Origin of the sequence: Microcoleus sp. Pol11C3 (assembly GCF_036701485.1) — a bacterium.
Classification (GTDB): domain Bacteria; phylum Cyanobacteriota; class Cyanobacteriia; order Cyanobacteriales; family Microcoleaceae; genus Microcoleus.
This window is the reverse complement of sequence record NZ_JAUBQW010000016.1, coordinates 44,151-66,067: the sequence shown is the minus strand read 5'-3', so window position 1 is coordinate 66,067 and position 21,917 is coordinate 44,151. Positions and strand designations below refer to the sequence as shown.

Below are 21,917 nucleotides of genomic sequence, written 5' to 3'. Positions count from 1 at the left end.
TTTTTCATCGGACTCTTTATAACTTACAGATTTAACCACTCAAAAACATTAAACATTTTAGCACTTGATTAGATAAAGTTATCACCACAAGTTCTGAAGAGCCGTTTAGGATCGAGGTCGATCGCCTGATTATAATCGGAGATTGCCTCTTCTATTTTTCCTCGGCCATACTTGGCTAAACCCTGAACGTAGTAGGCAACAGCTAATTCTGGATTCAGGTTGTTCGCTTTAACAAAATCTGCCCGCGCCTCTTCTTTTTCCCCTAGTTCATACTTAACCTTACCCCGATTGTTGTAAGCATCAGCATCGTTGGGATCGATATCGATTGCCTGATTATAATCGGCCAGCGCCTCTTCTATTCTTCCTAGGCCAGACTTGGCTAAACCTCTATTCTTGTAACCAGCAGCTAATTTTGGATTCAAGTCGAGCGCCTGATTATAATCGGAGATCGCCTCTGCTTTTTTCCCTACAGCATACTTTGCCTTACCCCGATTGTTGTAGGCAATAGCTAATTTGGGATCGAGGTCGAGCGCCTGATTATAATCGGAGATCGCCTCTTCTATTTTTCCTTGCTTATAGTTTGCATTACCCTGATTTAAGTAGGTCTCAGCGGCGGTATCATGATTGTAATAGACAGCTAAACCAATTAGCCCACACAGGATAAAAAAGCCTAATTTATAATAGTTGTCTGTACTCCAGTCTTCTTTTTTCTCTCGTTTATATTGAATATCACTCCAACGATACGCAATAGCATTGTTGGCATTAAAGTCGATATTCGGATTATAATCAGCTACAGCACCCTTAAAATGTCCTTGATTGGCGCCAGCAAGTCCTTGACTGAAATAGACAGGAGAACAACCCGCCGCCCCAAACAGGGTCAAACCAGCAGCCAGAACTTGCGGAATCAAGTGATGCGGTTTTTTAGTCATAGCCTTTGCAGTTAGTTAATTTTAATGAAAGTGCTTTTTTAACGGTTTAAAAAACTACGCCGAATTATATCTGAGTTTGTGAAATTATAACTCTTGGCTGACGCACCATACAAGTTTTAGCTACTGTGCAACAAACCTCCCACCTGTCAACCTCTGCGGTTCAATTCCCCTACCTACCTAGCCCGCACCACCAACACCGAACAAGGAGCTTCAGCGACAACCTCCGCACTCACCGAACCCTCTAAAATCCGCTTTAAACCAGTCAAACCCCGACAGCCGATCGCAATTAAGTCTACTTTATAAATATTCGCCAAACGCAAAATTTCCTCGGCTGGCTCCCCGGACACAATTTCTAAATCGCTCTGGCAAGGCAACTGTTCCTGATAAGATTGCAATAACTTCTCCACCTCTCGGTAAGCAATCTCATCTCCCTGAGCGTGAGGTCGATCGACAACCGCGTCAAAATCCGACGTACCAGAACTAACAACATGAACTAGAATCACCTTTGCCGTCGGTTCTAAGTGAAATTGTCCTACAACTTGCAGTACCTGAGTCGCTAATTCTGAATTGTCGATCGCCACCAAAACAGTATTCAATATAATGCACCTTTAAATCTCAGATATTAGACTTTAAACTTCTCATTGATAGTCGCCTACTTTCCACAATTTAGCGCTTCCCACCAACAGCATCATTACTACACAGAAACCCGGTTTGTTAACATAATTGCGTAATTTAAGCAAGATATTGAAAGAAACCGGGTTTCTTAAGCCCGAATTGCGAAAATCTCGATCGCCAATCTCAAATCTACCCTCTAAAACTCACCCTTTCCCTCATTTTCAGTCCGCAGCCGCACCGAATCAGCGTGAGAAGGAAGCCCCTCTGCTTCGGCTAACACATTAATTGCCCTACTCACCTTCTTAAGTGCAGCCGGCGAATATTGAATCAAACTCGAATGCTTCATAAAAGTTTCGACACCCAGCGGCGACGCATAGCGCGGAGCCCCAGAAGTCGGCAAAGTGTGATTCGGGCCAGCCAAATAATCGCCCACAGCTTCCGGCGTCGAGCAGCCCAAGAAAATCGCCCCAGCGTGGCGAATTTGATCGAGCAAAGCCCAGGGATCTGCAACTTGCAATTCCAAGTGTTCCGGCGCAAACTCGTTAGAGAGTTCCGCCGCCGCTTTGAGCGAGTCCACTACCACGACTAAACCATAGTTGGCGATCGCCTTTTCTGTTAAAGTTCGGCGCGGGTGATTTGCCAACTGTCTGTCTACCTCAGCCACCACCTTCCTAGCCAGCACCGAATCCGCCGTCAGCAAAATTGCCGACGCCATCGAATCGTGCTCAGCTTGAGCCAACATATCCGCAGCGACGTGTACAGGATTCGCCGAACCATCCGCAATAATCAACACTTCCGACGGGCCCGCCAGAGAATCGATCCCCACCGTCCCGTAAACCAGTTTTTTAGCCAGGGTGACGTAAATATTCCCCGGCCCAGTAATTAAATCCACCTTCGGAATAGTTTCCGTACCGTAGGCCAAAGCCGCGATCGCCTGCGCCCCGCCTACCCGATAAATCTCATCAACTCCCGCTTCCTGAGCCGCTACCAGCACTGCAGGATTCATTTTCTTCTCCTGTCCGGGGGGAGTACACATCACCAGTCTGGGAACCTTGGCGACCTTCGCAGGAACCGCATTCATGATGACCGAGCTCGGATAGGACGCCTGACCCCCTGGAATGTAGATTCCCGCTCGATCGACCGGCGTGTAGCGTTTGCCCAAAACAATCTCGTCATCACCAAACTGCACCCAAGACTTGGGTACGCGCTGTCGGTGAAACGCCTCTACCTGTTTGCAAGCCAGCCGGATGGCATTTAATAATTCTTTCGACACCTGCTGGTAAGCAGCATCCAATTCGGCGCCGCTGACTCGTAAATCTTCCACATTTAGGGTCATGCGGTCAAATTCAGCAGTGTAGTGCAGCACAGCCTGATCGCCTCTGCGCCTTACAGCTTGCAGCACCTCCCGCACGGTGGCTTCTTTGTGAACGACAAGTTCGTCATGGGTGCGATCGCAGATCCGTCGCAGTTCAGCTTGTGCCTCAACCCACTGAGTAATGATTCGCAGCATGGAGATTAGGAATGCCGTCTATAACTTCACTAACATTTGCTTGACAATTGGGGCTTTTTGTGGGGTTCTCCTAGAGAAGTAGGCCACCACCAGTCCACAAGCTTAAACCGCGAGAGTCGCGGCATTTTCCAAGGCTTCAGTGCAGCGTTTAAATCTCTGTCGAGGATTTTGCAACACTGAGGACAAGTCACAACCTTCTCTCTTGAATTGCCCGCCAGAGAACCCGGTGCCCAGGAAGAAAGTGGGAACGCAGAGGGGGAGAGTGTCCGACCCCGATAATATCCGAGAGGGAGAGTGTTGGAGCGGAAGAATTTTGATTCTGCCTTCTACCTTCTACCTTCTGATCCGGCTGTCTTCTACCTTCTACCTTCTACCTTCAGCTTTTTACCTTCTACCTTCGGTCAGTGCTTCTTGCCGAAGCCCAAATCACCCGTATTCTTTGTTATAGCTTAACTTGGATTTTTCAGAGAATTGGATTTTAAGCAGAATAGGTGCTATATTAGTCTTTCCAACACCTGATAATTTTTTTATATAAAAACGCCAAATTATTGTATACTTGAAAATTGCGCGCAAGAAACCGTGACTTTAACTCGTGACGGTGGAAACACCGCAAAACGCCTCTGTAACACCCGTGTCATACCTTTGGGTATTGTCAGGGGTAAAAAGCAGGCAGTTAAATGAGTCAATAAAAAATTATTGCGCGGGCGTCGCCAAAAAGTAGCCACAGACTCAGCTCAATCTGAGCTAATGGAAAGTTGGCTGTCTCACTCCGCCTTTAAAAATCAAGCTTTTTGCGGATCGATCCCGAAAAGGTTGTCCTTCAAAATCCCCGTGTCTTGGGACTGTCTTGAGACTAGGGTGTATCAATGAATACCTACTTCCAGCAACTGAACTATGGCAAATATTAAGTCCGCCGTCAAACGAGTCAAAATCGCCGAACGTAACCGCTTGTACAACAAATCTTACAAGTCAGCGGTAAAGACTTTGATGAAGAAGTATTTCGCTGCCGTAAACAAGTACGCAGCAGCTCCGAGTCCGGAATTAATGCAAGAAGTCCAGCAGCGAATGTCTGAGGCCTACAGCAAAATTGACAAAGCTGTCAAAAAAGGTGTACTCCACCGCAACAACGGCGCTCGCAAAAAGTCCCGCTTGGCAAGAACCCTCAAGCCGCACGAAGTATCGGTAGCATCTTAAGGAAGCAGCAAGTTCGGCAACGAAGCAGTGTACAAGATTGAAGGGATGGATGTTGAGGGAAGAAGTCAAGCGTGAAGAAGTCAAGCGTGAAGAAGGAAGAAGAAGGAAGAAAGAAGACGGAAGATTTTTCCCACACACTCTCTGCCACTCCCACTCCCAGACTCTCTCACTCCCCCTCGCCCTATCCCACCAGGACTTTCCCGTATCACCTCTAATCTGCTTCCCCCATGCAGCTCATCGACACTCACGTTCATATCAACTTTGAGACTTACAAATCTGAGTTAGAAGCCATTCGAGAACGCTGGCGCGAAGCTGGTGTAGTTCGGCTGGTTCATTCTTGTGTAGAGCCAGAAGAGTTTGCAGGCATTCAAGCAATCGCCAATCAGTTTGCCGAAGTCTCGTTTGCGGTTGGACTCCACCCCCTAGATGCGGACAAGTGGAAAGACGAGACTGCGAGCCAGATTAGGGAATTAGCGAATTCGGACTCTAGGGTAGTGGCGATCGGCGAAACCGGACTGGACTTTTATAAAGCTGACGATCGAGAACACCAGTTTAAAGTGTTTGAGGCACAGCTTGAAATCGCCCAGGAACTTGACAAACCAGTCATTATCCACTGTCGCGACGCCGCCGCCCCAATGGCCGAAATGCTGAGGAACTTTTGGCAAACACGCGGGCCAGTGCGCGGGGTAATGCACTGCTGGGGAGGCACACCCGAAGAAACCCAGTGGTTTTTAGACCTAGGTTTCTACATCAGTTTTAGCGGAACAGTGACCTTTAAAAAAGCCTTGCAAATACAAGAATCAGCTTGTATGGTAAATAGCGATCGCATCCTAGTCGAGACAGATTGCCCTTTTCTCGCCCCCGTACCCCAGCGCGGAAAACGCAACGAACCAGCCTACGTCTACTACGTAGCCGAGCAAGTTGCTAAATTGAGAGGAGTTTCTCTCTTAACTTTGTCCCAGCAGACAACCGAAAATGCCTGTCAGCTATTCGGCTTTTCAGTTTAGTTATAGCAGAACAGAGAAACGAGGAAAACAGCTCGATTTAGGAGCCAGCGCTCAGGACAATCTCATTTCTATCCTGCCAGAAAAACCGGATTCATCCTTGATTGGAGATTCTTTTGGCGTTACCTGTTGCGATCGGATTTGCGTCCTATAATAAAAAGAACCGACCGATCGGGCGTTGGCTTAGTATCCGCGACTGCGATGTCGCCCGCTTGAGGCCAACACAACGCGAGTACGCTAACCTTCGGGTTCGGTCAAAACTTCAGGCAATACCTCAAACTTACACACTCAAACTTACACATCAGAAGAAACTTGGAACCTCAGCAATTTGGCAATAGCTGTCAAGTCAATTTTAGGAGTCAAAAGTGTAGGGAATTTACCCTGGGATACCACGAGATCAGAGCTAAAAGCATCTCGATCGGAACTAAAATCCGCACAAAAATACTGCGAGCCACAAGCAAAAATAACCGTTGCAGCAGTTGGCCGGCGATCCAAAACATCATATAAATTCTCTCACACAATCCATCAAAAAAACGCAACAAGGTAAAAAAGCCCAGCCTTGGCGCCATGTAAAAAGCTAGAGCCACTGCGGAAAAAGGACCCCCATGACCACTAAAGATTACACAGAATTCGCCTTCACCTTGCCCGACCTGATCGAAATCCAGCGGGCAAGTTTTCGCTGGTTTCTAGAAGCCGGACTGATCGAAGAACTCGACAGCTTCTCCCCGATTACAGACTACACGGGCAAGCTGGAACTCCACTTCATGGGCAAAGACTTCAAACTCAAGCGCCCCAAATATGATGTGGACGAAGCCAAGCGCAGGGACAGCACCTACTCGGTGCAAATGTACGTCCCCACCCGCCTGATTAACAAAGAAACAGGGGAAATCAAAGAACAAGAAGTCTTCATCGGCGACTTGCCCTTGATGACCGAACGCGGCACTTTCATCATCAACGGCGCAGAACGGGTGATTGTTAACCAAATCGTGCGTTCCCCAGGCGTCTACTACAAATCAGAAACCGACAAAAATGGCCGCCGTTCCTATAACGCCTCGCTCATCCCCAACCGCGGCGCTTGGCTAAAGTTCGAGACAGACAAAAACGATTTAGTCTGGGTCAGAATCGACAAAACCCGCAAACTCTCGGCTCAAGTGCTGCTCAAAGCCCTGGGACTGACAGACGGTGAAATCTACGACAGTTTGCGCCACCCGGAATACTTCCAAAAAACGATCGAGAAAGAAGGACAATTCGGCGAAGAAGAAGCTTTGATGGAGCTCTACCGCAAACTCCGTCCAGGGGAACCCCCCACAGTGGCGGGCGGCGAACAACTGCTTAACTCCCGTTTTTTCGACCCCAAACGCTACGATTTGGGCCGAGTCGGTCGCTACAAACTCAACAAAAAATTGCGCTTGACAGTCCCCGATACGACGCGGGTGCTGACATCCCAAGATATCTTGACAGCGATCGACTACTTAATTAACCTCGAATTCGATATCGGCTCCACCGACGACATCGACCACTTAGGCAACCGTCGCGTCCGCAGTGTCGGAGAACTGCTGCAAAACCAAGTGCGCGTCGGCCTCAACCGCTTAGAACGGATCATCCGCGAAAGAATGACCGTCTCCGACGCCGACTCCCTCAGCCCCGCTTCTCTGGTCAACCCCAAACCGCTGGTAGCAGCAATCAAGGAATTCTTCGGTTCCTCCCAGCTATCCCAGTTCATGGATCAAACCAACCCTCTGGCAGAACTGACTCACAAACGTCGGCTTTCTGCCTTGGGCCCAGGAGGTCTGACTCGGGAACGTGCCGGGTTTGCAGTGCGGGACATTCACCCGTCTCACTACGGCCGGATTTGCCCGATCGAAACACCAGAAGGCCCCAACGCCGGTCTCATCGGTTCCTTAGCAACCCACGCCCGCGTCAACTCCTACGGGTTCATCGAAACTCCTTTCTATCCAGTAGAAAAAGGACAGGTGCTGCGCGATAAAGCCCCCGTTTACATGACAGCCGATGAAGAAGACGATTTGCGCGTCGCCCCCGGAGACATCAGCCTCGACGAAAACAACAACCTCTTGGGCGAAACCGTAGCCGTCCGCTACCGCCAAGAGTTTACTACCACCACTCCGATGCAGGTGGACTACATGGCGATTTCGCCCGTGCAAATCGTCTCCGTGGCGACATCCTTGATTCCCTTCTTGGAACATGACGACGCCAACCGAGCTCTGATGGGATCGAATATGCAGCGGCAAGCTGTGCCGCTACTGAAACCAGAACGGCCCCTAGTAGGTACGGGCTTGGAAGCTCAGGCGGCGCGAGATTCCGGGATGGTTGTGGTTTCCCGGATTAACGGCGAGGTGATTTACATCGACGCTACCCGGATTATTGTCAAACCCCTGGCTGAGGATGCCGAATCGAATTCCAGCGAAGAACATTTCCTGATTCGGGAATACGACGATCTCAAAGTCAAACAGCCTTCGGTTTGGAAGCAAAAATATGCAGGCTGCATCGAACACGAGCTGCAAAAATATCAGCGTTCTAACCAAGATACTTGTTTAAACCAGCGTCCGCTGATTTATGAGGGCGATCGAGTCGTAGCAGGTCAAGTGCTCGCCGACGGTTCCTCCACCGAAGGGGCAGAACTCGCCCTCGGCCACAACATCCTCGTAGCTTATATGCCTTGGGAAGGCTACAACTACGAAGACGCGATGCTAATTAGCGAGCGTTTGGTGTACGAAGATGTCTACACTTCGATCCACATTGAAAAATACGAAATCGAAGCCCGCCAAACCAAACTCGGCCCCGAAGAAATCACCCGCGAAATTCCTAACGTCGGCGAAGACGCGCTGCGCCAGCTAGACGAACAGGGGATTATCCGCAAAGGTGCTTGGGTAGAAGCCAGCGACATTTTGGTCGGCAAAGTCACCCCCAAAGGCGAATCCGACCAACCGCCGGAAGAAAAACTGTTGAGGGCAATCTTCGGGGAAAAAGCCCGCGACGTGCGCGACAATTCCCTCCGTGTCCCTAACGGCGAAAAAGGCCGCGTGGTGGACGTGCGGGTGTTTACCCGCGAACAGGGCGACGAACTGCCCCCTGGCGCCAACATGGTCGTCCGCGTCTACGTGGCTCAAAAGCGCAAAATTCAAGTCGGCGACAAAATGGCCGGCCGCCACGGGAATAAGGGTATTGTGTCCCGGATTCTGCCGATGGAGGATATGCCTTATTTGCCCGACGGGACTCCGGTTGACATAGTGCTCAATCCCTTGGGCGTACCGTCGCGGATGAACGTCGGTCAAATCTTCGAGTGCTTGCTGGGATGGGCGGGCGAAAATCTGTCGATGCGGTTCAAGATGGTGCCTTTTGATGAAATGCACGGCGCTGAAAAGTCGCGGGAAACCGTACACGGCAAGTTACAGGAGGCGCGCGAAAAAACCGGCAAGCCTTGGGTGTTTAATGAAAAGCACCCCGGCAAGACTATTGTCTACGATGGCCGAACTGGTGAACCGTTCGATCGCCCGATCACAGTCGGCATCGCCTATATGCTGAAGCTGGTGCACTTGGTAGACGATAAGATCCACGCCCGCAGCACAGGCCCTTACTCGCTGGTAACGCAGCAGCCTTTGGGCGGCAAAGCGCAGCAGGGGGGTCAGCGGTTTGGAGAAATGGAAGTCTGGGCTCTGGAAGCGTTCGGCGCAGCTTATACTTTGCAAGAGTTGCTGACTGTTAAGTCGGACGATATGCAGGGGCGGAATGAAGCGTTGAATGCCATTGTTAAAGGCAAAGCCATTCCGCGCCCCGGTACGCCGGAATCTTTCAAGGTGCTGATGCGGGAGTTACAGTCTTTGTGCTTGGATATTGCCGTGCACAAGGTGAACACGTCCGACGAGGGCAGCGAACACGTTGAGGTGGATTTGATGGCGGATGCTGGGGGCAAGCGATCGCCCTCCCGACCTACTTACGAATCGCTTTCTCGTGACGAACTTGACGAGGATTAGGCATTAAAGATTAAAAATTAAAGATTAAAGATTTTTTGACAGCATTCTATTCTTTAATCTTTAATCGAGAATCTCAAATTAAAATGCCTCAGCAGTGGTACGAACACTGGTGAGGCGAATCAACGCTCTTAAGAGGAGAGACGCTGACATGACAATTGTAACAGTTGTCCCAGGAATAGAAGGAGAATTTGACCGGGCGACAGGCTGTATTAACTGGCAAGGGGGCAAGTTTGGCAACGGTTACGCGCGCAAGTGGATCGATGGCAAAACAGTATTAGTCCACCGTTTAGTGCTCGAATCAAAAATAGCAGGATTCCTCGGTTCCGGTTATTTTGGTTGCCACACCTGCGACAATCGAAGCTGCATCAACCCGGCACATCTGGTAGTAGGTACTGCTGCTGAGAATACCGGGCAGATGATTGGGCGCGATCGCAAAACTCCCAGACGCAAAAGTATTCCCGGTATTGGCATATTGTCGATCGTACAACTACGGGAAATTCAGACTAAATATTTATCTGGAACCATCAAGAACCACCTAGCAAAAGAGTATGGAGTACAACATGAAACTATTACTAAGATACTTCAGACAAATATTCCCGATAACTTCACTACAGTTTCATCCAATTTTTTAGGAGAAATTCAAGACAGCGGCTGCATCATTTTCCTAGGTGGAAAGGATGGTCAAGGTTATGGCAGATACTGGAAAAATGGGAAATTAAAATCAGTTACCCGTGCTGTTTTAGCCGAGAAATTAGGATATGAACTTCCGACTTCGATGGATGCTTGTCATACCTGCGACAATCCCAGTTGCATCAATCCAGAACACCTTTGGGCTGGTACTCGCACTCAAAATTTGTTAGATGCTTCTAAGAAAGGACGCACTCAAGGCAAAAGTCATCCTCTTTCCAATGCCAAATTAGATTGGGAAAAGGTGCGAGAAATTCGACAAAAGCTAGCAGCAGGAGAGAGGATGAAGGATGTAGCACAGGAATACAGTGTCGGCCGCAAAACCATACACGATATTAAATATCACGTCACTTGGAAGGAAGCAGGTCAACAGGTTCCACTTCCTCGCATGGGTGGACATCTCGATCGCAAATTTACTTTTGCTCAAGCTCTTGAAATCAGAGAACGAATTCAAGCCGGAGAATCCATTGCTAAAATTGCTCAGGAATTTGGAGTATCCAGAAATGTCATTTCTGATATCAAAAGAAATGTCACATATAGAGGAGAATAAAATTGATTTAAGTCGCAAAAAAAGCCAACAAAAAAGATAAATTACCACAAATAATCGACTGTAAATCATCAATTGGAGTCAAAATGGCTAAAATAGAACAACGCTTTGATTACGTCAAGATAGGGTTAGCTTCACCAGAAAGAATTCGACAGTGGGGAGAGAGAACTTTACCCAACGGTCAGATAACCGGCGAGGTGACAAAACCCGAAACAATTAATTACCGGACATTAAAACCTGAAATGGATGGCTTGTTTTGCGAGCGCATTTTTGGGCCTGCAAAAGATTGGGAATGTCATTGTGGGAAGTACAAACGAGTTCGCCATAGAGGCATTGTTTGCGAGAGATGCGGTGTTGAAGTCACTGAATCTCGCGTCCGCCGCCATCGCATGGGCTTTATCAAATTAGCAGCTCCAGTAGCTCACGTTTGGTATCTCAAAGGCATCCCGAGTTACATGGCAATTCTGTTAGATATGCCGCTGCGAGATGTCGAACAAATAGTTTATTTCAATGCCTACGTTGTCCTAAATGCAGGTAATGCAGAAAAGCTGCAATACAAGCAATTGCTCACGGAAGATGCTTGGCTGGAAATAGAGGACGAACTTTACAGCGAAGATTCCACACTCACAGGTGTAGAAGTGGGGATTGGTGCTGAAGCTTTGCAAGTTTTGCTGCAAAACATTCCGCTAGAAACTGAAGCGGAAAAGCTGCGGGAAGATATTGCTAATGCTAAAGGTCAAAAGCGGGCGAAGTTGATTAAACGCTTGCGAGTGATTGACAACTTCATAGCTACGGGTTCTCATCCCGATTGGATGGTGCTCAATGTGATTCCGGTGATTCCCCCCGACTTGCGGCCGATGGTGCAGCTAGACGGCGGGCGTTTTGCAACGAGCGACCTCAACGACCTATATCGGAGAGTCATCAACCGCAATAACCGCTTGGCGAGACTGCAAGAAATTCTGGCGCCGGAGATTATCATCCGCAACGAAAAGCGGATGCTTCAAGAAGCTGTGGATGCGCTGATTGACAACGGTCGCCGGGGCCGGACGGTGGTGGGCGCAAATAACCGCCCGCTGAAGTCGCTGTCGGACATCATTGAAGGGAAACAAGGCCGCTTCCGGCAAAACTTGCTCGGGAAACGGGTTGACTACTCCGGGCGTTCGGTGATTGTGGTGGGGCCGAAACTGAAAATTCATCAGTGCGGTTTGCCGAGGGAAATGGCGATCGAACTTTTCCAGCCTTTCGTCATCCACCGCTTGATCCGCCAAGGATTGGTCAACAACATCAAAGCTGCCAAAAAACTGATCCAGCGCAACGATCCGAGTGTTTGGGACGTGCTTCAGGAGGTGATTGAAGGACACCCCGTAATGCTGAACCGGGCGCCGACGCTGCACCGTTTGGGGATTCAAGCCTTTGAGCCGATTTTGGTGGATGGCAGGGCGATTCAACTTCACCCGCTAGTGTGTCCGGCTTTTAACGCTGACTTTGACGGCGACCAAATGGCAGTGCACGTGCCTTTGTCTCTGGAATCTCAGGCGGAAGCGCGCTTGCTGATGCTGGCTTCTAACAACATTATGTCGCCGGCAACTGGAAGACCGATCGTTACTCCTTCTCAAGATATGGTACTCGGTTGCTATTACTTGACAGCCGAAAATCCTGACGCTCAAAAAGGAGCCGGTCACTATTTCTCCAACCTCACCGACGCGGTTGTAGCTTACGAACAAGGAGTCGTTGACTTGCACTCATACGTGTGGGTGAGATTTCAAGGCGCCATAGAAAACACAGAACCCGAAGGAGAACCGCTGAAGGTGGAACGCTCTACCAACGGTATCGTGACGAAAGAATACAAGTTCCGCCGGGTTCGGGAAGACGGAGACGGCAAGGTGATCAATCAATTTATTCGCACTACTCCGGGCCGGATTATCTATCACCAAACCATCGAATCGGTAATTAACAATTAGAAATGGGTAAGGGGTAAGAGGTAAGGGATAAGAGGTAATGGGTAAGAAGTAATGGGTAATAACTGACAAATCATCGCTAATAAATAATAGTGATTGAAACCGGAAAATTTACCCATTACTACTTACAAATACTTCAGCGAGGCGGTTTCTGATTTAAGCCGAAGGGCAGTAAAAGTTACTAATTACAATGAAGTAGGTAGGTGCAAATAAACTTTATTATGGGAATGGCAGGTGAGTGCATTCATCTCCTAGCTTAGCTCTGTTCCTTATACGCTAAACCAGCCCCTACAAAATGCTTGTTGTTTTTTCCCGCCGCTCTACTTATCAATTACCAATTACCACTTACCAAACCAATACTTCGGCTACGCGGTTCCTGAACCCTTGGGCTTAGCTCAGGGGAGCCGAAGTCGAACGGCAGTAAAAGTTACCAATTACCAATTACCACTACTCAGAAAAATGACAGAAAATAAGGAAATTGTTTTTCGCAATCGAGTTGTTGACAAAGGTCAGCTCAAAAAATTAATCTCTTGGTCTTTCATGCACTACGGAACGGCCCGTACAGCGCAAATGGCCGATAAACTCAAAGACTTGGGTTTCCGCTTTGCGACACGAGCGGGAGTTTCGATTAGCGTAGACGATTTGCAGGTTCCCCCGTCAAAACGATCGCTCCTCGATGCCGCCGAAGAAGAAATCCGCATCACAGAACAAAAATACACCAGAGGCGAAATCACCGAAGTCGAACGCTTCCAAAAAGTAATCGATACCTGGAACAGCACATCAGAAGACCTCAAAGACGAAGTAGTCAAAAATTTCCGAGCCACAGACCCCTTAAACTCGGTCTACATGATGGCGTTCTCCGGTGCGCGGGGGAACATTTCTCAAGTGCGGCAGCTAGTCGGAATGCGCGGATTGATGGCAGATCCGCAAGGAGAAATCATTGACTTGCCAATTAAAACCAACTTCCGGGAAGGACTCACCGTCACCGAATACATCATCTCTTCCTACGGCGCGCGCAAAGGCTTGGTAGATACAGCGTTGCGGACGGCAGACTCTGGCTATTTGACTCGCCGGTTGGTGGATGTGTCCCAAGACGTAATTGTGCGGGAAGTGGACTGCGGCACTCAGCGGGGAATTCGAGTACGGCCGATGACGGACGGAGCAACAGTGCTGATTCCCCTCAAGGACAGGCTGCTAGGGCGGGTGTTCGCCAGAGATGTGGTGCACCCCAAAACCGGGGAACTCGTGTCTTACGGCAGCGAAAAAGCCGTCCGAAATCAACCAATTACCGAGGAGTTGGCGGGGGAAATTGGTAATTCTGGGGTGCCAGAGGTCTATTTACGATCGCCCCTGACTTGTGAATCTACCCGATCGGTTTGTCAGCACTGCTACGGCTGGAGTCTCGCCCACTTGAAAATGGTGGACATGGGAGAAGCGATCGGGATTATTGCAGCTCAGTCGATCGGGGAACCGGGAACCCAGCTCACGATGCGTACCTTCCACACAGGCGGCGTATTCACCGGAGAAGTCGCCAAACAAGAACGCGCCCCCTTCCCCGGCGTAGTGAAATTCAAGAACTTGCGTACTCGCTCCTTCCGCACCAGACACGGCGAAGAAGCACTGGTGGCAGAAAATAACGGCAAACTTGTATTTGAGGGCGACGGATTTGAAGAAGGTAAATCCGGCGCCAAAAATCAAAAACTGAAAATCGAATTGGCGATCGTCCAGGGATCTACTCTGATGGTCAAAGACGGACAGCGTGCCATTCCCGGTCAAGTTTTGGCAGAAGTGCCGATCGTCGGTCGCGCAGCCCGCAAAACCACTGAAAAAGTGACTACAGACGTGGCTTCCGACTTAGCCGGAGAAGCCAAATTTGCTGATTTGGTGCCTGAAGAAAAAACCGACCGCCAAGGGAACACAACCCGCACAGCCAGCAAAGGCGGGCTGATTTGGATTCTCTCAGGAGAAGTCTACAACTTGCCCCCCGGCGCGGAACCAGCGGTGAAAAATGGCGATCGCATTCCGGCCGAAAGCGTGATTGCCGAAACTAAACTCGTCTCCGAACACGGCGGCGTAGTCCGCATCGCTGACCCCAGAGAAATCGAAATTATCACCGCCCAAGTCCTGCTCGACCAAGCCATCGTGCGGGCCGAAAGCGCAGGCGGCCGGGATCACTACACAATCGAAACCGCTTCTAAGCAGCGGTTTTCCCTCAAGACGGCTCCCGGAAGCAAAGTAATCAACGGGGAAGTGGTAGCGGAATTGCTCGACGACAGCTACCGCACAGCTACAGGCGGCATTGTCAAGTACGGCGGGGTGGAAGTCCACAAGCGCGGCAAAGCTAAACTTGGCTACGAAGTGGTTAAAGGCGGCACTCTGCTCTGGATACCGGAAGAGTGCCACGAGGTGAATAAGGATATTTCTCTGCTGCTGGTGGAAGATGGCCAGTACGTTGAGGCGGGTACTGAGGTGGTTAAGGATATTTTCTGCCAAACCAGCGGGGCAGTGGAAATCACTCAGAAAAATGACATCCTTCGGGAAATTGTGATCAAACCGGGGACACTCCATGTAGTTGACCGCCCGCCGCTAACATTTGGGGAAGGTCAAATCGTCAACGCCGGTCAAGAAATTTTCCCAGGCTTAGTTGCCGAAGAGTTGGGCTATGCGGAGTATATCGAAACTCCCGAAGGCCCGGCTTTGCTGCTGCGGCCTGTGGTGGAATTTCCAGTGCCGGATAAGCCGCCGGTGCCTTCTCAGACGGCGCTGAATGAGTCAATCTCTTTGAAAGCGGTGCAGCGACTACCCTATAAGGATGGGGAGCGCGTCAAATCTGTCGAGGGATTGGAACTGCTGCGGACTCAGCTTATTTTGGAAATTGGTTCGGGAGCTCCGCAACTGGCGGCGGATATCGAGCTGCTGCCGGATGAAGAGGATGCTATGGCTTTTGGGGCCGACGGTTCGGGGCCGGCTTGGGGTTCCCCTGAAGACGTTAGTGCCTCGCAAGAGTTGGCGATGAGTGTGGCCGATGGCGGCGATCGAGCTTCCAAGACTTTCCGCTTGCAGCTAGTCATTTTGGAATCGTTGGTGATTCGGCGGGATGTGTCTGCCGATCCCACTCAGGGCAGCACTCACACACGGCTGTTGGTCGAAGATGGGCAGTCGATCGCGCCCGGGGCAGTAGTCGCCCGCACGGAGATTCTCTGCAAAGAAGCGGGTATCGTTCGAGGCATCCGTGAGGGGCATGGCGAACCAGTGCGCCGACTGTTGGTGATGCGAGATGCGGATTCTATTTCGATCTCTGTCGCGGGTACGCCGGATGTGAGTCCGGGTCAACTGTTGGTGGCTGGTACCGAAATAGCTCCGGGGGTTGTTCTCGAAGAGTCCGGCCAAGTTGTGAAGGTTGTACCTGCGTCGGAGACAGAATCGGCGAAACTCTTGCTCAGGGTGGCTCGTCCTTACCGGGTTTCGGCCGGTGCGGTGCTGCACGTAGACGACGGCGACTTGGTGCAGCGGGGTGACAATTTGGTGATTCTGGTGTTTGAGCGGGCAAAGACTGGGGATATCATTCAGGGTTTGCCACGGATTGAGGAACTTCTTGAAGGGCGGAAGCCGAAGGAAGCTTGTATTTTAGCCAAGCGGCCGGGGACGGCTCGCGTGGTTACGGATGACGATGTTGTGGAACTTGCGGTGATTGAGGATGATGGCCGGATTGAGGAGTATCCTTTGTTACCTGGTCAAAACCCGATCGTTTCCGACGGACAGCGCGTAGGCGTCGCCGAAGCTTTGACCGACGGGCCTGCCAATCCTCACGAAATTCTGGAGGTGTTCTTCCACGTACTCAAAGAGCGGCAGTCTACTTTTGAGGCGGCCTTGGAGAGTTTCCAACAGGTGCAGACGTTTTTGGTGAATGAGGTGCAGTCGGTTTATCAGTCTCAGGGCGTGGATATTTCTGATAAGCACATCGAGGTGATTGTCCGCCAGATGACCAACAAAGTCAGGATGGAAGATGGTGGCGATACTACTATGCTTCCCGGCGAGTTGGTGGAATTGCGGCAGGTTGAGCAGGTGAATGAGGCGATGTCAATTACTGGTGGAGCGCCGGCGGACTATACTCCGGTGTTGCTGGGGATTACTAAGGCTTCGCTGAATACCGACAGCTTTATTTCTGCTGCTTCGTTCCAGGAGACTACGCGGGTGTTGACTGAGGCTGCGATCGAAGGTAAGTCTGACTGGCTGCGCGGGCTCAAGGAAAATGTGATTATCGGTCGCCTCATTCCTGCGGGTACTGGGTTCAATGCCTATGAGGATGCTGGGGTTCAGGATGCCGGTTTTGATGGTGCTGTGTTTGATGACGACATCCACGATTTGCAGGAGGATGTGGTACTTGATGACCGTACTGCGCGCCGTGCTTATACTATCGAGAGCGGTTTTGAAATCGGGCGCCCGTCTGATATTGAGCCTGATGAGGATTTTGAGGAAGTTGAGGTTGATGATGACGATTTTGTCGCTGAGACTGAGGATGATGCCTTGGGACCGGATGTTGACGATGAGGATGATGATATCGGTTTTGACTTCGATGAGGACGAAGACTAATAATAGTTTTGAGATTGCATGAATGAGTGAACAGCGTTGCGCTCGCTGAGGATAATTTGGTTCCTCGCCGCAACGCACACTTCGATTTCACTCGTCATAAAAATCTCAAATTTTGCCTCACTAATTCAAAGTCCGAACTCATAGCATTGTGTAATCGGGACATCCAAAGGAAGAAGGAATAAGGAAAATTCAGAGTTTAAGCAAACTTTGTAATTCTAGAGTTTTAATTGTTTTTTGGTTCAAACAAACAATTCTTTCTTCCTGCTTCCTTTTTCCTTCTTCCTTCTTATTCCTTCTGCATATATGGTTCACTCAATCAGGCAGCAAAGCCTTGATTTGATTAACAAACTCTTGATGGTCTACCACAGGTTTAGAGATGTAACCGTCGGCACCGCTTTGATCCAGAAATGTTTCTTTGTCACCAGCCATCGCGTGAGCCGTCACCAAAATAATCGGCAGCGATGCCGTTTGCGGGTCAGCTTTGAGCAGTTGAGTAATCTTAATGCCGTCAACAGATTTCCCCTGGTACACGCTGCGCGAAAGAGACACATCCATTAAAATCAAATCAGCTTCGCCGTTGGCAGCAATCTGCATCACCTCTTCAACATTTTCCGTGTGCTTCACGGCTAAGCCCCCCCGCTTAGTCAGAATTTTGGAAAAAACCCGAGCATTAACCAAATCGTCCTCTACAATCAGAACGGTTTTCATAAATAAATATGGGAAGTATAGAAACTTTGTGACTTTAGTCCAAAGAGGAACACGACACGGGGACTACATTCCCCGTCAAAAATGCAGAGTTTTTAGCGCCATCAGCCGGGAACCCTGCAAAACCCGTATGTATATCCTTGAGCCACTAGCTGTGAGACGGTGTACAGATGCTTAGAAGCATCCAGTACCATCATTTAGACTACTACACACAGACAGTTTAGTTCTTTTTTATAACTAGACCTGACACTGGTGAGAGTCTCAAGATTCTCAGGTAGCAGGTTTATAGTACAATCCTGGACGCCTGGACGACGCCTCGCAACCCGGTTTTTGCTCGTTTCGGCGGGTTCTAACGAACTATTGCTATGAAAAAACCCGGTTTCTGACTACCCATGCGTCCAGGACTATAGTATCCTCTCTTTTGGTCAAGCCTCCGGCTTCTACCATTTTAGATTTTAGATTTTAGATTTTAGATTTTAGATTTTAGATTTTAGATTTTAGATTTTAGATTTTAGATTTTAGATGGGAACTGATTGAGTGGATATCAGTTGGGAGTACGGGCCTACAGTTGCATTATTTTTGGAACTGGTATTATAATCGGGAATGTGTAATAATTATTTTCCTTCTTCCTCATTAGAATCAAGCCATGTTTATTCACATAATCCCGTCGCCACAGCATTCGGAGTAGCGAATCTAGCGGGGATTGTTGGAGATTCCTAATTCTCAGTTTTAATCCCTCAAAACGGCTTAAAATATCGACGCTTCCGTTCCTCAAGGGGATGCCAGACTAGGAGATATCGCCAGGAGAGCTTTTGACTGATGACATTCATCAATATCGGCATTTTTGACACTCTCAGCGAGTCACGGCCACGCTCTATGGTTGAATAAGCCCAAAACTTGGACTTCACTCAGAGTCCAGTCGCCTCTACACGATCAGAACAACTACCAGTACCAGAGGTATTTCAATTCCGCTTACTTTTCTTTTTTAATACTTTCGGAGCCCATCACGCTTGCCAAAATACGGTAAGCTCGATCTTCTACCATTGCTGCTTGATGCACCCTACGGCTGTACTGAGACGAGATCAATCCGGGGTTTCTCCTGAATAAAATATTTTTTCGTGTAGATGGTTATTCCTAATTGCAATTAAATTCTATCATAGATATTACAATTAAATTCTATCATAGATTGACGGGGACTCACGTTCCTCGTAACGCTTCCCTAGGAAGAGCTACAGCCTCACTACGTTATGAGTTTCTGGCATTCCATGTTCTCCTGTGAATCAATCTTCTCACGGCAGAAGGTAAATAGACAGGTAGGCGCAAATGAAGGCAACATAGAGGTTAGGGTAAGAGTGGAGAGTAAGAGGCAAGTGTTGCCCGTCTTCGGGACTCTGATTCTGCTTTCACAAGTTAAGTTTATTTTTATTCTTCAACTGGGCGCTTGGGTCGAACTTTAGGTTCGCCTGCGGCAAAGGCTTTTCAATCGAGACAGGCAACCTCGGCATTATTGACAGAGGCTGTTTTCACTCAGGAATTAACGGACACAAGGACTCATGGCTAAACAACTCAACCTACTTTCCGGGCAAGTAATTTCTACGCCTCTGCACGCCGAGATGCAGCAATCGTACCTCGAATATGCCATGAGTGTGATCGTCGGGCGAGCTTTGCCTGATGTCCGCGACGGTTTAAAACCGGTTCACCGTCGAATTTTATATGCGATGCACGAACTCGGTCTGACGCCAGATCGACCTTACCGTAAGTGCGCTCGGGTAGTTGGAGATGTTTTGGGAAAATATCACCCCCACGGCGACCAATCGGTTTACGACGCTCTGGTACGCATGGTTCAGGAGTTTTCGAGCCGCTATCCTTTACTGGCGGGTCACGGCAATTTCGGTTCGGTGGACAATGATCCGGCGGCTGCTATGCGCTATACGGAAACGAGGCTAGCACCGATCGCCCACGAAGCCATGCTAACCCAAGTCGGCGATGCAACTGTTGATTTTACTGATAACTTTGACAGTTCGCAGCAGGAACCGACGGCGCTGCCTGCTCAGTTGCCGTTTCTGTTACTCAACGGCTGTACTGGCATTGCTGTGGGGATGGCAACTAATATCCCGCCGCACAATTTGGGGGAGGTGGTAGACGGTTTAATTGCTTTGATTGAAAACCCGGAACTATCGGACGAGAAGTTGATAGAACTGATTCCGGGCCCGGATTTTCCAACCGGAGGGGAAATCGTCGCTACAGAGGGCATTGTTGACGCCTACACTAAGGGTCGAGGCAGCATTGCGGTCAGGGGTGTGGCTGGGGTGGAAGAGGTGCCAGGTAATCGCAAGGTGCGTACTAAAACGGCGATCGTGGTGACGGAGTTTCCGTTTCAGGTAAATAAGGCGGCTTGGATTGAAAAGGTGGCGGAGTTGGTCAATGCTGGCCGCCTCGACGGTATTTCTGATTTGCGTGATGAGAGCGATCGCGAAGGCATTCGAGTTGTGATTGAACTCAAGCGGGAATTTACCCCAGAAGCAGTTCTGGCTCGCCTTTACCAACAAACTGACCTGCAAACAAATTTTGGCGCGATTTTGCTGGCAATTGTCAACGGTCAACCGCGACAGTTGACGCTGAGACAATTGTTGCAGGAATTTCTGGATTTCCGGGAAGTGACTCTTACCCGCCGGTACAATTACGAGTTGCAAGCTGCAGAACGCCGCTGTCATATTGTCCAAGGCTTAATGTTGGCTTTGACAAATCTCGATACAGCGATCGACATTCTCAGAAATTCTCCTGACGGCACTACTGCTAAGCAAACTTTACAAGTTCGCCTCAATTTGAGCGAAAGTCAAGCTGATGCGATTTTGGCGATGCCGATGCGTAGACTGACTGGTTTGGAAAGGCAAAATTTGCAGTCTGAGTTTGATGAGTTGATGGCAAATATTCAAGAATTGCAGCGGGTGTTGAGCGACAGGCGCGAACTTTTGAAGGCTTTAAAGAAGGAATTTCGCTCGCTCAAACGCAAGTACGCTGACCCCCGCCGCACTAAATTCGCCAATGGAACTGCACGCGCAGCAAACGCCGAACCACAATTTTCTGGTAAGAAAAATTCTGCGGTGAAGAAGTTGTCGCCGGCAACGATTCAGCCGAACTTATTGCCCGTTGTAGAGGCAGAGGAAACTATTGTTGAATTTTCTCACAAGCAGTACGTGCGACGCTTGCCGGTTGGGGAAAGACCACGCTCGAAAAGTCGCGAAAAATCGGTTTCAGCTTTAGAAAAAAATGAAGATTTTATTGTGACGGCAAATCCGACGAAAACCGATCGCACTTTGGTCGTCTTAACTCCTAACGGCAAAGCTTACCCGCTGAAAGTGGCGGATATTCCTAGTAGTAGCGCCAAAGACCGGGGAACACCGATCGTTAGTTTGTTGTCGCCGAGTGCTACTAAAGAAAGTGCCGGTCGCGCTTTGTCGGAAATCACAGTTGCACACTTTATTTTGCCGGAAAAGTCGGAAGCAGCAGATTTAGTAACTCTGACTCAGCAAGGGAAAATTAAGCGCTTGCCGATGCAGGAATTTGCTGATTTGACTAATCGTGGCGTTACAGTTGTTAAACTCAAGGAGGACGATCGGCTGCGCTGTGCGAGTCTAGGTAAAGTGGGCGAGCAAGTGGTAATCGCAACTTCAGGAGGCCGAGTCCTCCGGTTTGAGATTGATGACGAACAACTGCCGCCAATGGGCCGCAGCGCCCAAGGATCTCAAGTAACCAGGTTGCGGAAGCAGGAAGAGTTGGTGGGTTGCATCACTCTCGACCCGCAAGACAGTCTGGTGCTAATTTCTGAGTTGGGTTGGGCAAAACGAATGCCTGCGGGTTCTGTCAGACTTACTAACCGCGGCGAAATTGGTACTCAAGCTTTTCGCTTCGCAGAGCCTAAAGATGCTTTGGTTGGCTTGCTGCAGGCTGTTCCGGGTACGGATGTTAAACTTTTTACTAATTCCGGCCGCCTGCTGCGCTCGGCTATTGATGCTATAGCTTTTTGGGGGAAAGATGCTGCGGGCGATCGAGTTTTTGACCTCAATCCAGGTGAAAAAATTATCAAAGTTATCAGCAGTCAATAGTCATTAGTCATGGGTCATTCATTGTGTCATTATTCGCTGTGAGTCAATTAAAGTTTGCCTTTGTTGCCTTCGAGCGT

General features: G+C 49.4%; 12 protein-coding genes. 7 read left to right on the top strand and 5 right to left on the bottom strand.

The window, feature by feature from the left end; genetic code table 11:
* Positions 1 to 68: 68 nt before the first annotated feature.
* The 3 genes from QUA40_RS06685 to hisD form a co-directional block, all read right to left on the bottom strand.
* A complete protein-coding gene (locus QUA40_RS06685; protein WP_333123080.1) occupies positions 69 to 929 on the bottom strand; it encodes a tetratricopeptide repeat protein in 861 nt (286 codons plus the stop codon).
* A 173-nt stretch (positions 930 to 1,102) separates the two neighbouring features.
* Positions 1,103 to 1,528: a universal stress protein gene (locus QUA40_RS06680; RefSeq protein WP_333123082.1), complete on the bottom strand. Its 426-nt coding sequence runs from the start codon at positions 1,526 to 1,528 to the stop codon at positions 1,103 to 1,105.
* 212 nt (positions 1,529 to 1,740) lie between these two features.
* The gene (gene hisD, locus QUA40_RS06675; RefSeq protein WP_333041543.1) at positions 1,741 to 3,054 is read right to left on the bottom strand and encodes a histidinol dehydrogenase; all 1,314 of its coding nucleotides are present in this window, start codon (positions 3,052 to 3,054) and stop codon (positions 1,741 to 1,743) included.
* 894 nt (positions 3,055 to 3,948) lie between these two features.
* Here hisD and rpsT point away from each other — a divergent pair.
* Together rpsT and QUA40_RS06665 are read left to right on the top strand one after the other, a co-directional pair.
* Positions 3,949 to 4,248 carry a 30S ribosomal protein S20 gene (rpsT, locus tag QUA40_RS06670; RefSeq protein WP_333123078.1) on the top strand — a complete coding sequence of 100 codons (300 nt, stop codon included), beginning with the start codon at positions 3,949 to 3,951 and terminating at the stop codon, positions 4,246 to 4,248.
* 227 nt (positions 4,249 to 4,475) lie between these two features.
* On the top strand, positions 4,476 to 5,255 hold the full coding sequence (locus QUA40_RS06665; protein ID WP_333123075.1) for a TatD family hydrolase: 780 nt from the start codon (positions 4,476 to 4,478) through the stop codon (positions 5,253 to 5,255).
* A 356-nt stretch (positions 5,256 to 5,611) separates the two neighbouring features.
* Here the strand turns inward: QUA40_RS06665 and QUA40_RS06660 are convergent, their stop codons facing one another.
* Positions 5,612 to 5,755, bottom strand: a complete 144-nt coding sequence (locus tag QUA40_RS06660; RefSeq protein ID WP_333123072.1) for a hypothetical protein — start codon at positions 5,753 to 5,755, stop codon at positions 5,612 to 5,614.
* A 102-nt stretch (positions 5,756 to 5,857) separates the two neighbouring features.
* Between QUA40_RS06660 and rpoB the strand changes: the two genes are divergently transcribed.
* The 4 genes from rpoB to QUA40_RS06640 all read left to right on the top strand — a co-directional run bounded on the left by rpoB (position 5,858) and on the right by QUA40_RS06640 (position 17,029).
* A complete protein-coding gene (gene rpoB, locus QUA40_RS06655; RefSeq protein WP_333123070.1) occupies positions 5,858 to 9,244 on the top strand; it encodes a DNA-directed RNA polymerase subunit beta in 3,387 nt (1,128 codons plus the stop codon).
* A gap of 148 nt (positions 9,245 to 9,392) precedes the next feature.
* Positions 9,393 to 10,481, top strand: a complete 1,089-nt coding sequence (locus QUA40_RS06650; protein WP_333123067.1) for an HNH endonuclease — start codon at positions 9,393 to 9,395, stop codon at positions 10,479 to 10,481.
* Between the two features lie 83 nt (positions 10,482 to 10,564).
* Positions 10,565 to 12,439 (top strand): DNA-directed RNA polymerase subunit gamma, encoded by a 1,875-nt coding sequence (locus QUA40_RS06645; protein ID WP_333123065.1) that lies wholly within the window; start codon positions 10,565 to 10,567, stop codon positions 12,437 to 12,439.
* Between the two features lie 456 nt (positions 12,440 to 12,895).
* The gene (locus QUA40_RS06640) at positions 12,896 to 17,029 is read left to right on the top strand and encodes a DNA-directed RNA polymerase subunit beta'' (protein WP_333123063.1); all 4,134 of its coding nucleotides are present in this window, start codon (positions 12,896 to 12,898) and stop codon (positions 17,027 to 17,029) included.
* 312 nt (positions 17,030 to 17,341) lie between these two features.
* On the opposite strand, the gene QUA40_RS06635 is transcribed toward QUA40_RS06640, so the two are convergent.
* Positions 17,342 to 17,737, bottom strand: coding sequence for a response regulator (locus QUA40_RS06635; RefSeq protein ID WP_006632892.1), 396 nt, complete (start codon positions 17,735 to 17,737; stop codon positions 17,342 to 17,344).
* 1,550 nt (positions 17,738 to 19,287) lie between these two features.
* On the opposite strand from QUA40_RS06635, the gene QUA40_RS06630 reads away from it, so the two are divergent.
* A complete protein-coding gene (locus tag QUA40_RS06630; protein WP_333123061.1) occupies positions 19,288 to 21,840 on the top strand; it encodes a DNA topoisomerase (ATP-hydrolyzing) in 2,553 nt (850 codons plus the stop codon).
* Positions 21,841 to 21,917: the final 77 nt, after the last annotated feature.

Excerpts from the sequence above, each read along its gene's own strand:
- QUA40_RS06685 (WP_333123080.1), bottom strand. The coding sequence starts at position 929 with ATGACTAAAAAACCGCATCACTTGATTCCGCAAGTTCTGGCTGCTGGT.
- hisD (WP_333041543.1), bottom strand. The coding sequence starts at position 3,054 with ATGCTGCGAATCATTACTCAGTGGGTTGAGGCACAAGCTGAACTGCGA.
- rpsT (WP_333123078.1), top strand. The coding sequence starts at position 3,949 with ATGGCAAATATTAAGTCCGCCGTCAAACGAGTCAAAATCGCCGAACGT.
- QUA40_RS06665 (WP_333123075.1), top strand. The coding sequence starts at position 4,476 with ATGCAGCTCATCGACACTCACGTTCATATCAACTTTGAGACTTACAAA.
- QUA40_RS06660 (WP_333123072.1), bottom strand. The coding sequence starts at position 5,755 with ATGATGTTTTGGATCGCCGGCCAACTGCTGCAACGGTTATTTTTGCTT.
- rpoB (WP_333123070.1), top strand. The coding sequence starts at position 5,858 with ATGACCACTAAAGATTACACAGAATTCGCCTTCACCTTGCCCGACCTG.
- QUA40_RS06650 (WP_333123067.1), top strand. The coding sequence starts at position 9,393 with ATGACAATTGTAACAGTTGTCCCAGGAATAGAAGGAGAATTTGACCGG.
- QUA40_RS06645 (WP_333123065.1), top strand. The coding sequence starts at position 10,565 with ATGGCTAAAATAGAACAACGCTTTGATTACGTCAAGATAGGGTTAGCT.
- QUA40_RS06640 (WP_333123063.1), top strand. The coding sequence starts at position 12,896 with ATGACAGAAAATAAGGAAATTGTTTTTCGCAATCGAGTTGTTGACAAA.
- QUA40_RS06635 (WP_006632892.1), bottom strand. The coding sequence starts at position 17,737 with ATGAAAACCGTTCTGATTGTAGAGGACGATTTGGTTAATGCTCGGGTT.
- QUA40_RS06630 (WP_333123061.1), top strand. The coding sequence starts at position 19,288 with ATGGCTAAACAACTCAACCTACTTTCCGGGCAAGTAATTTCTACGCCT.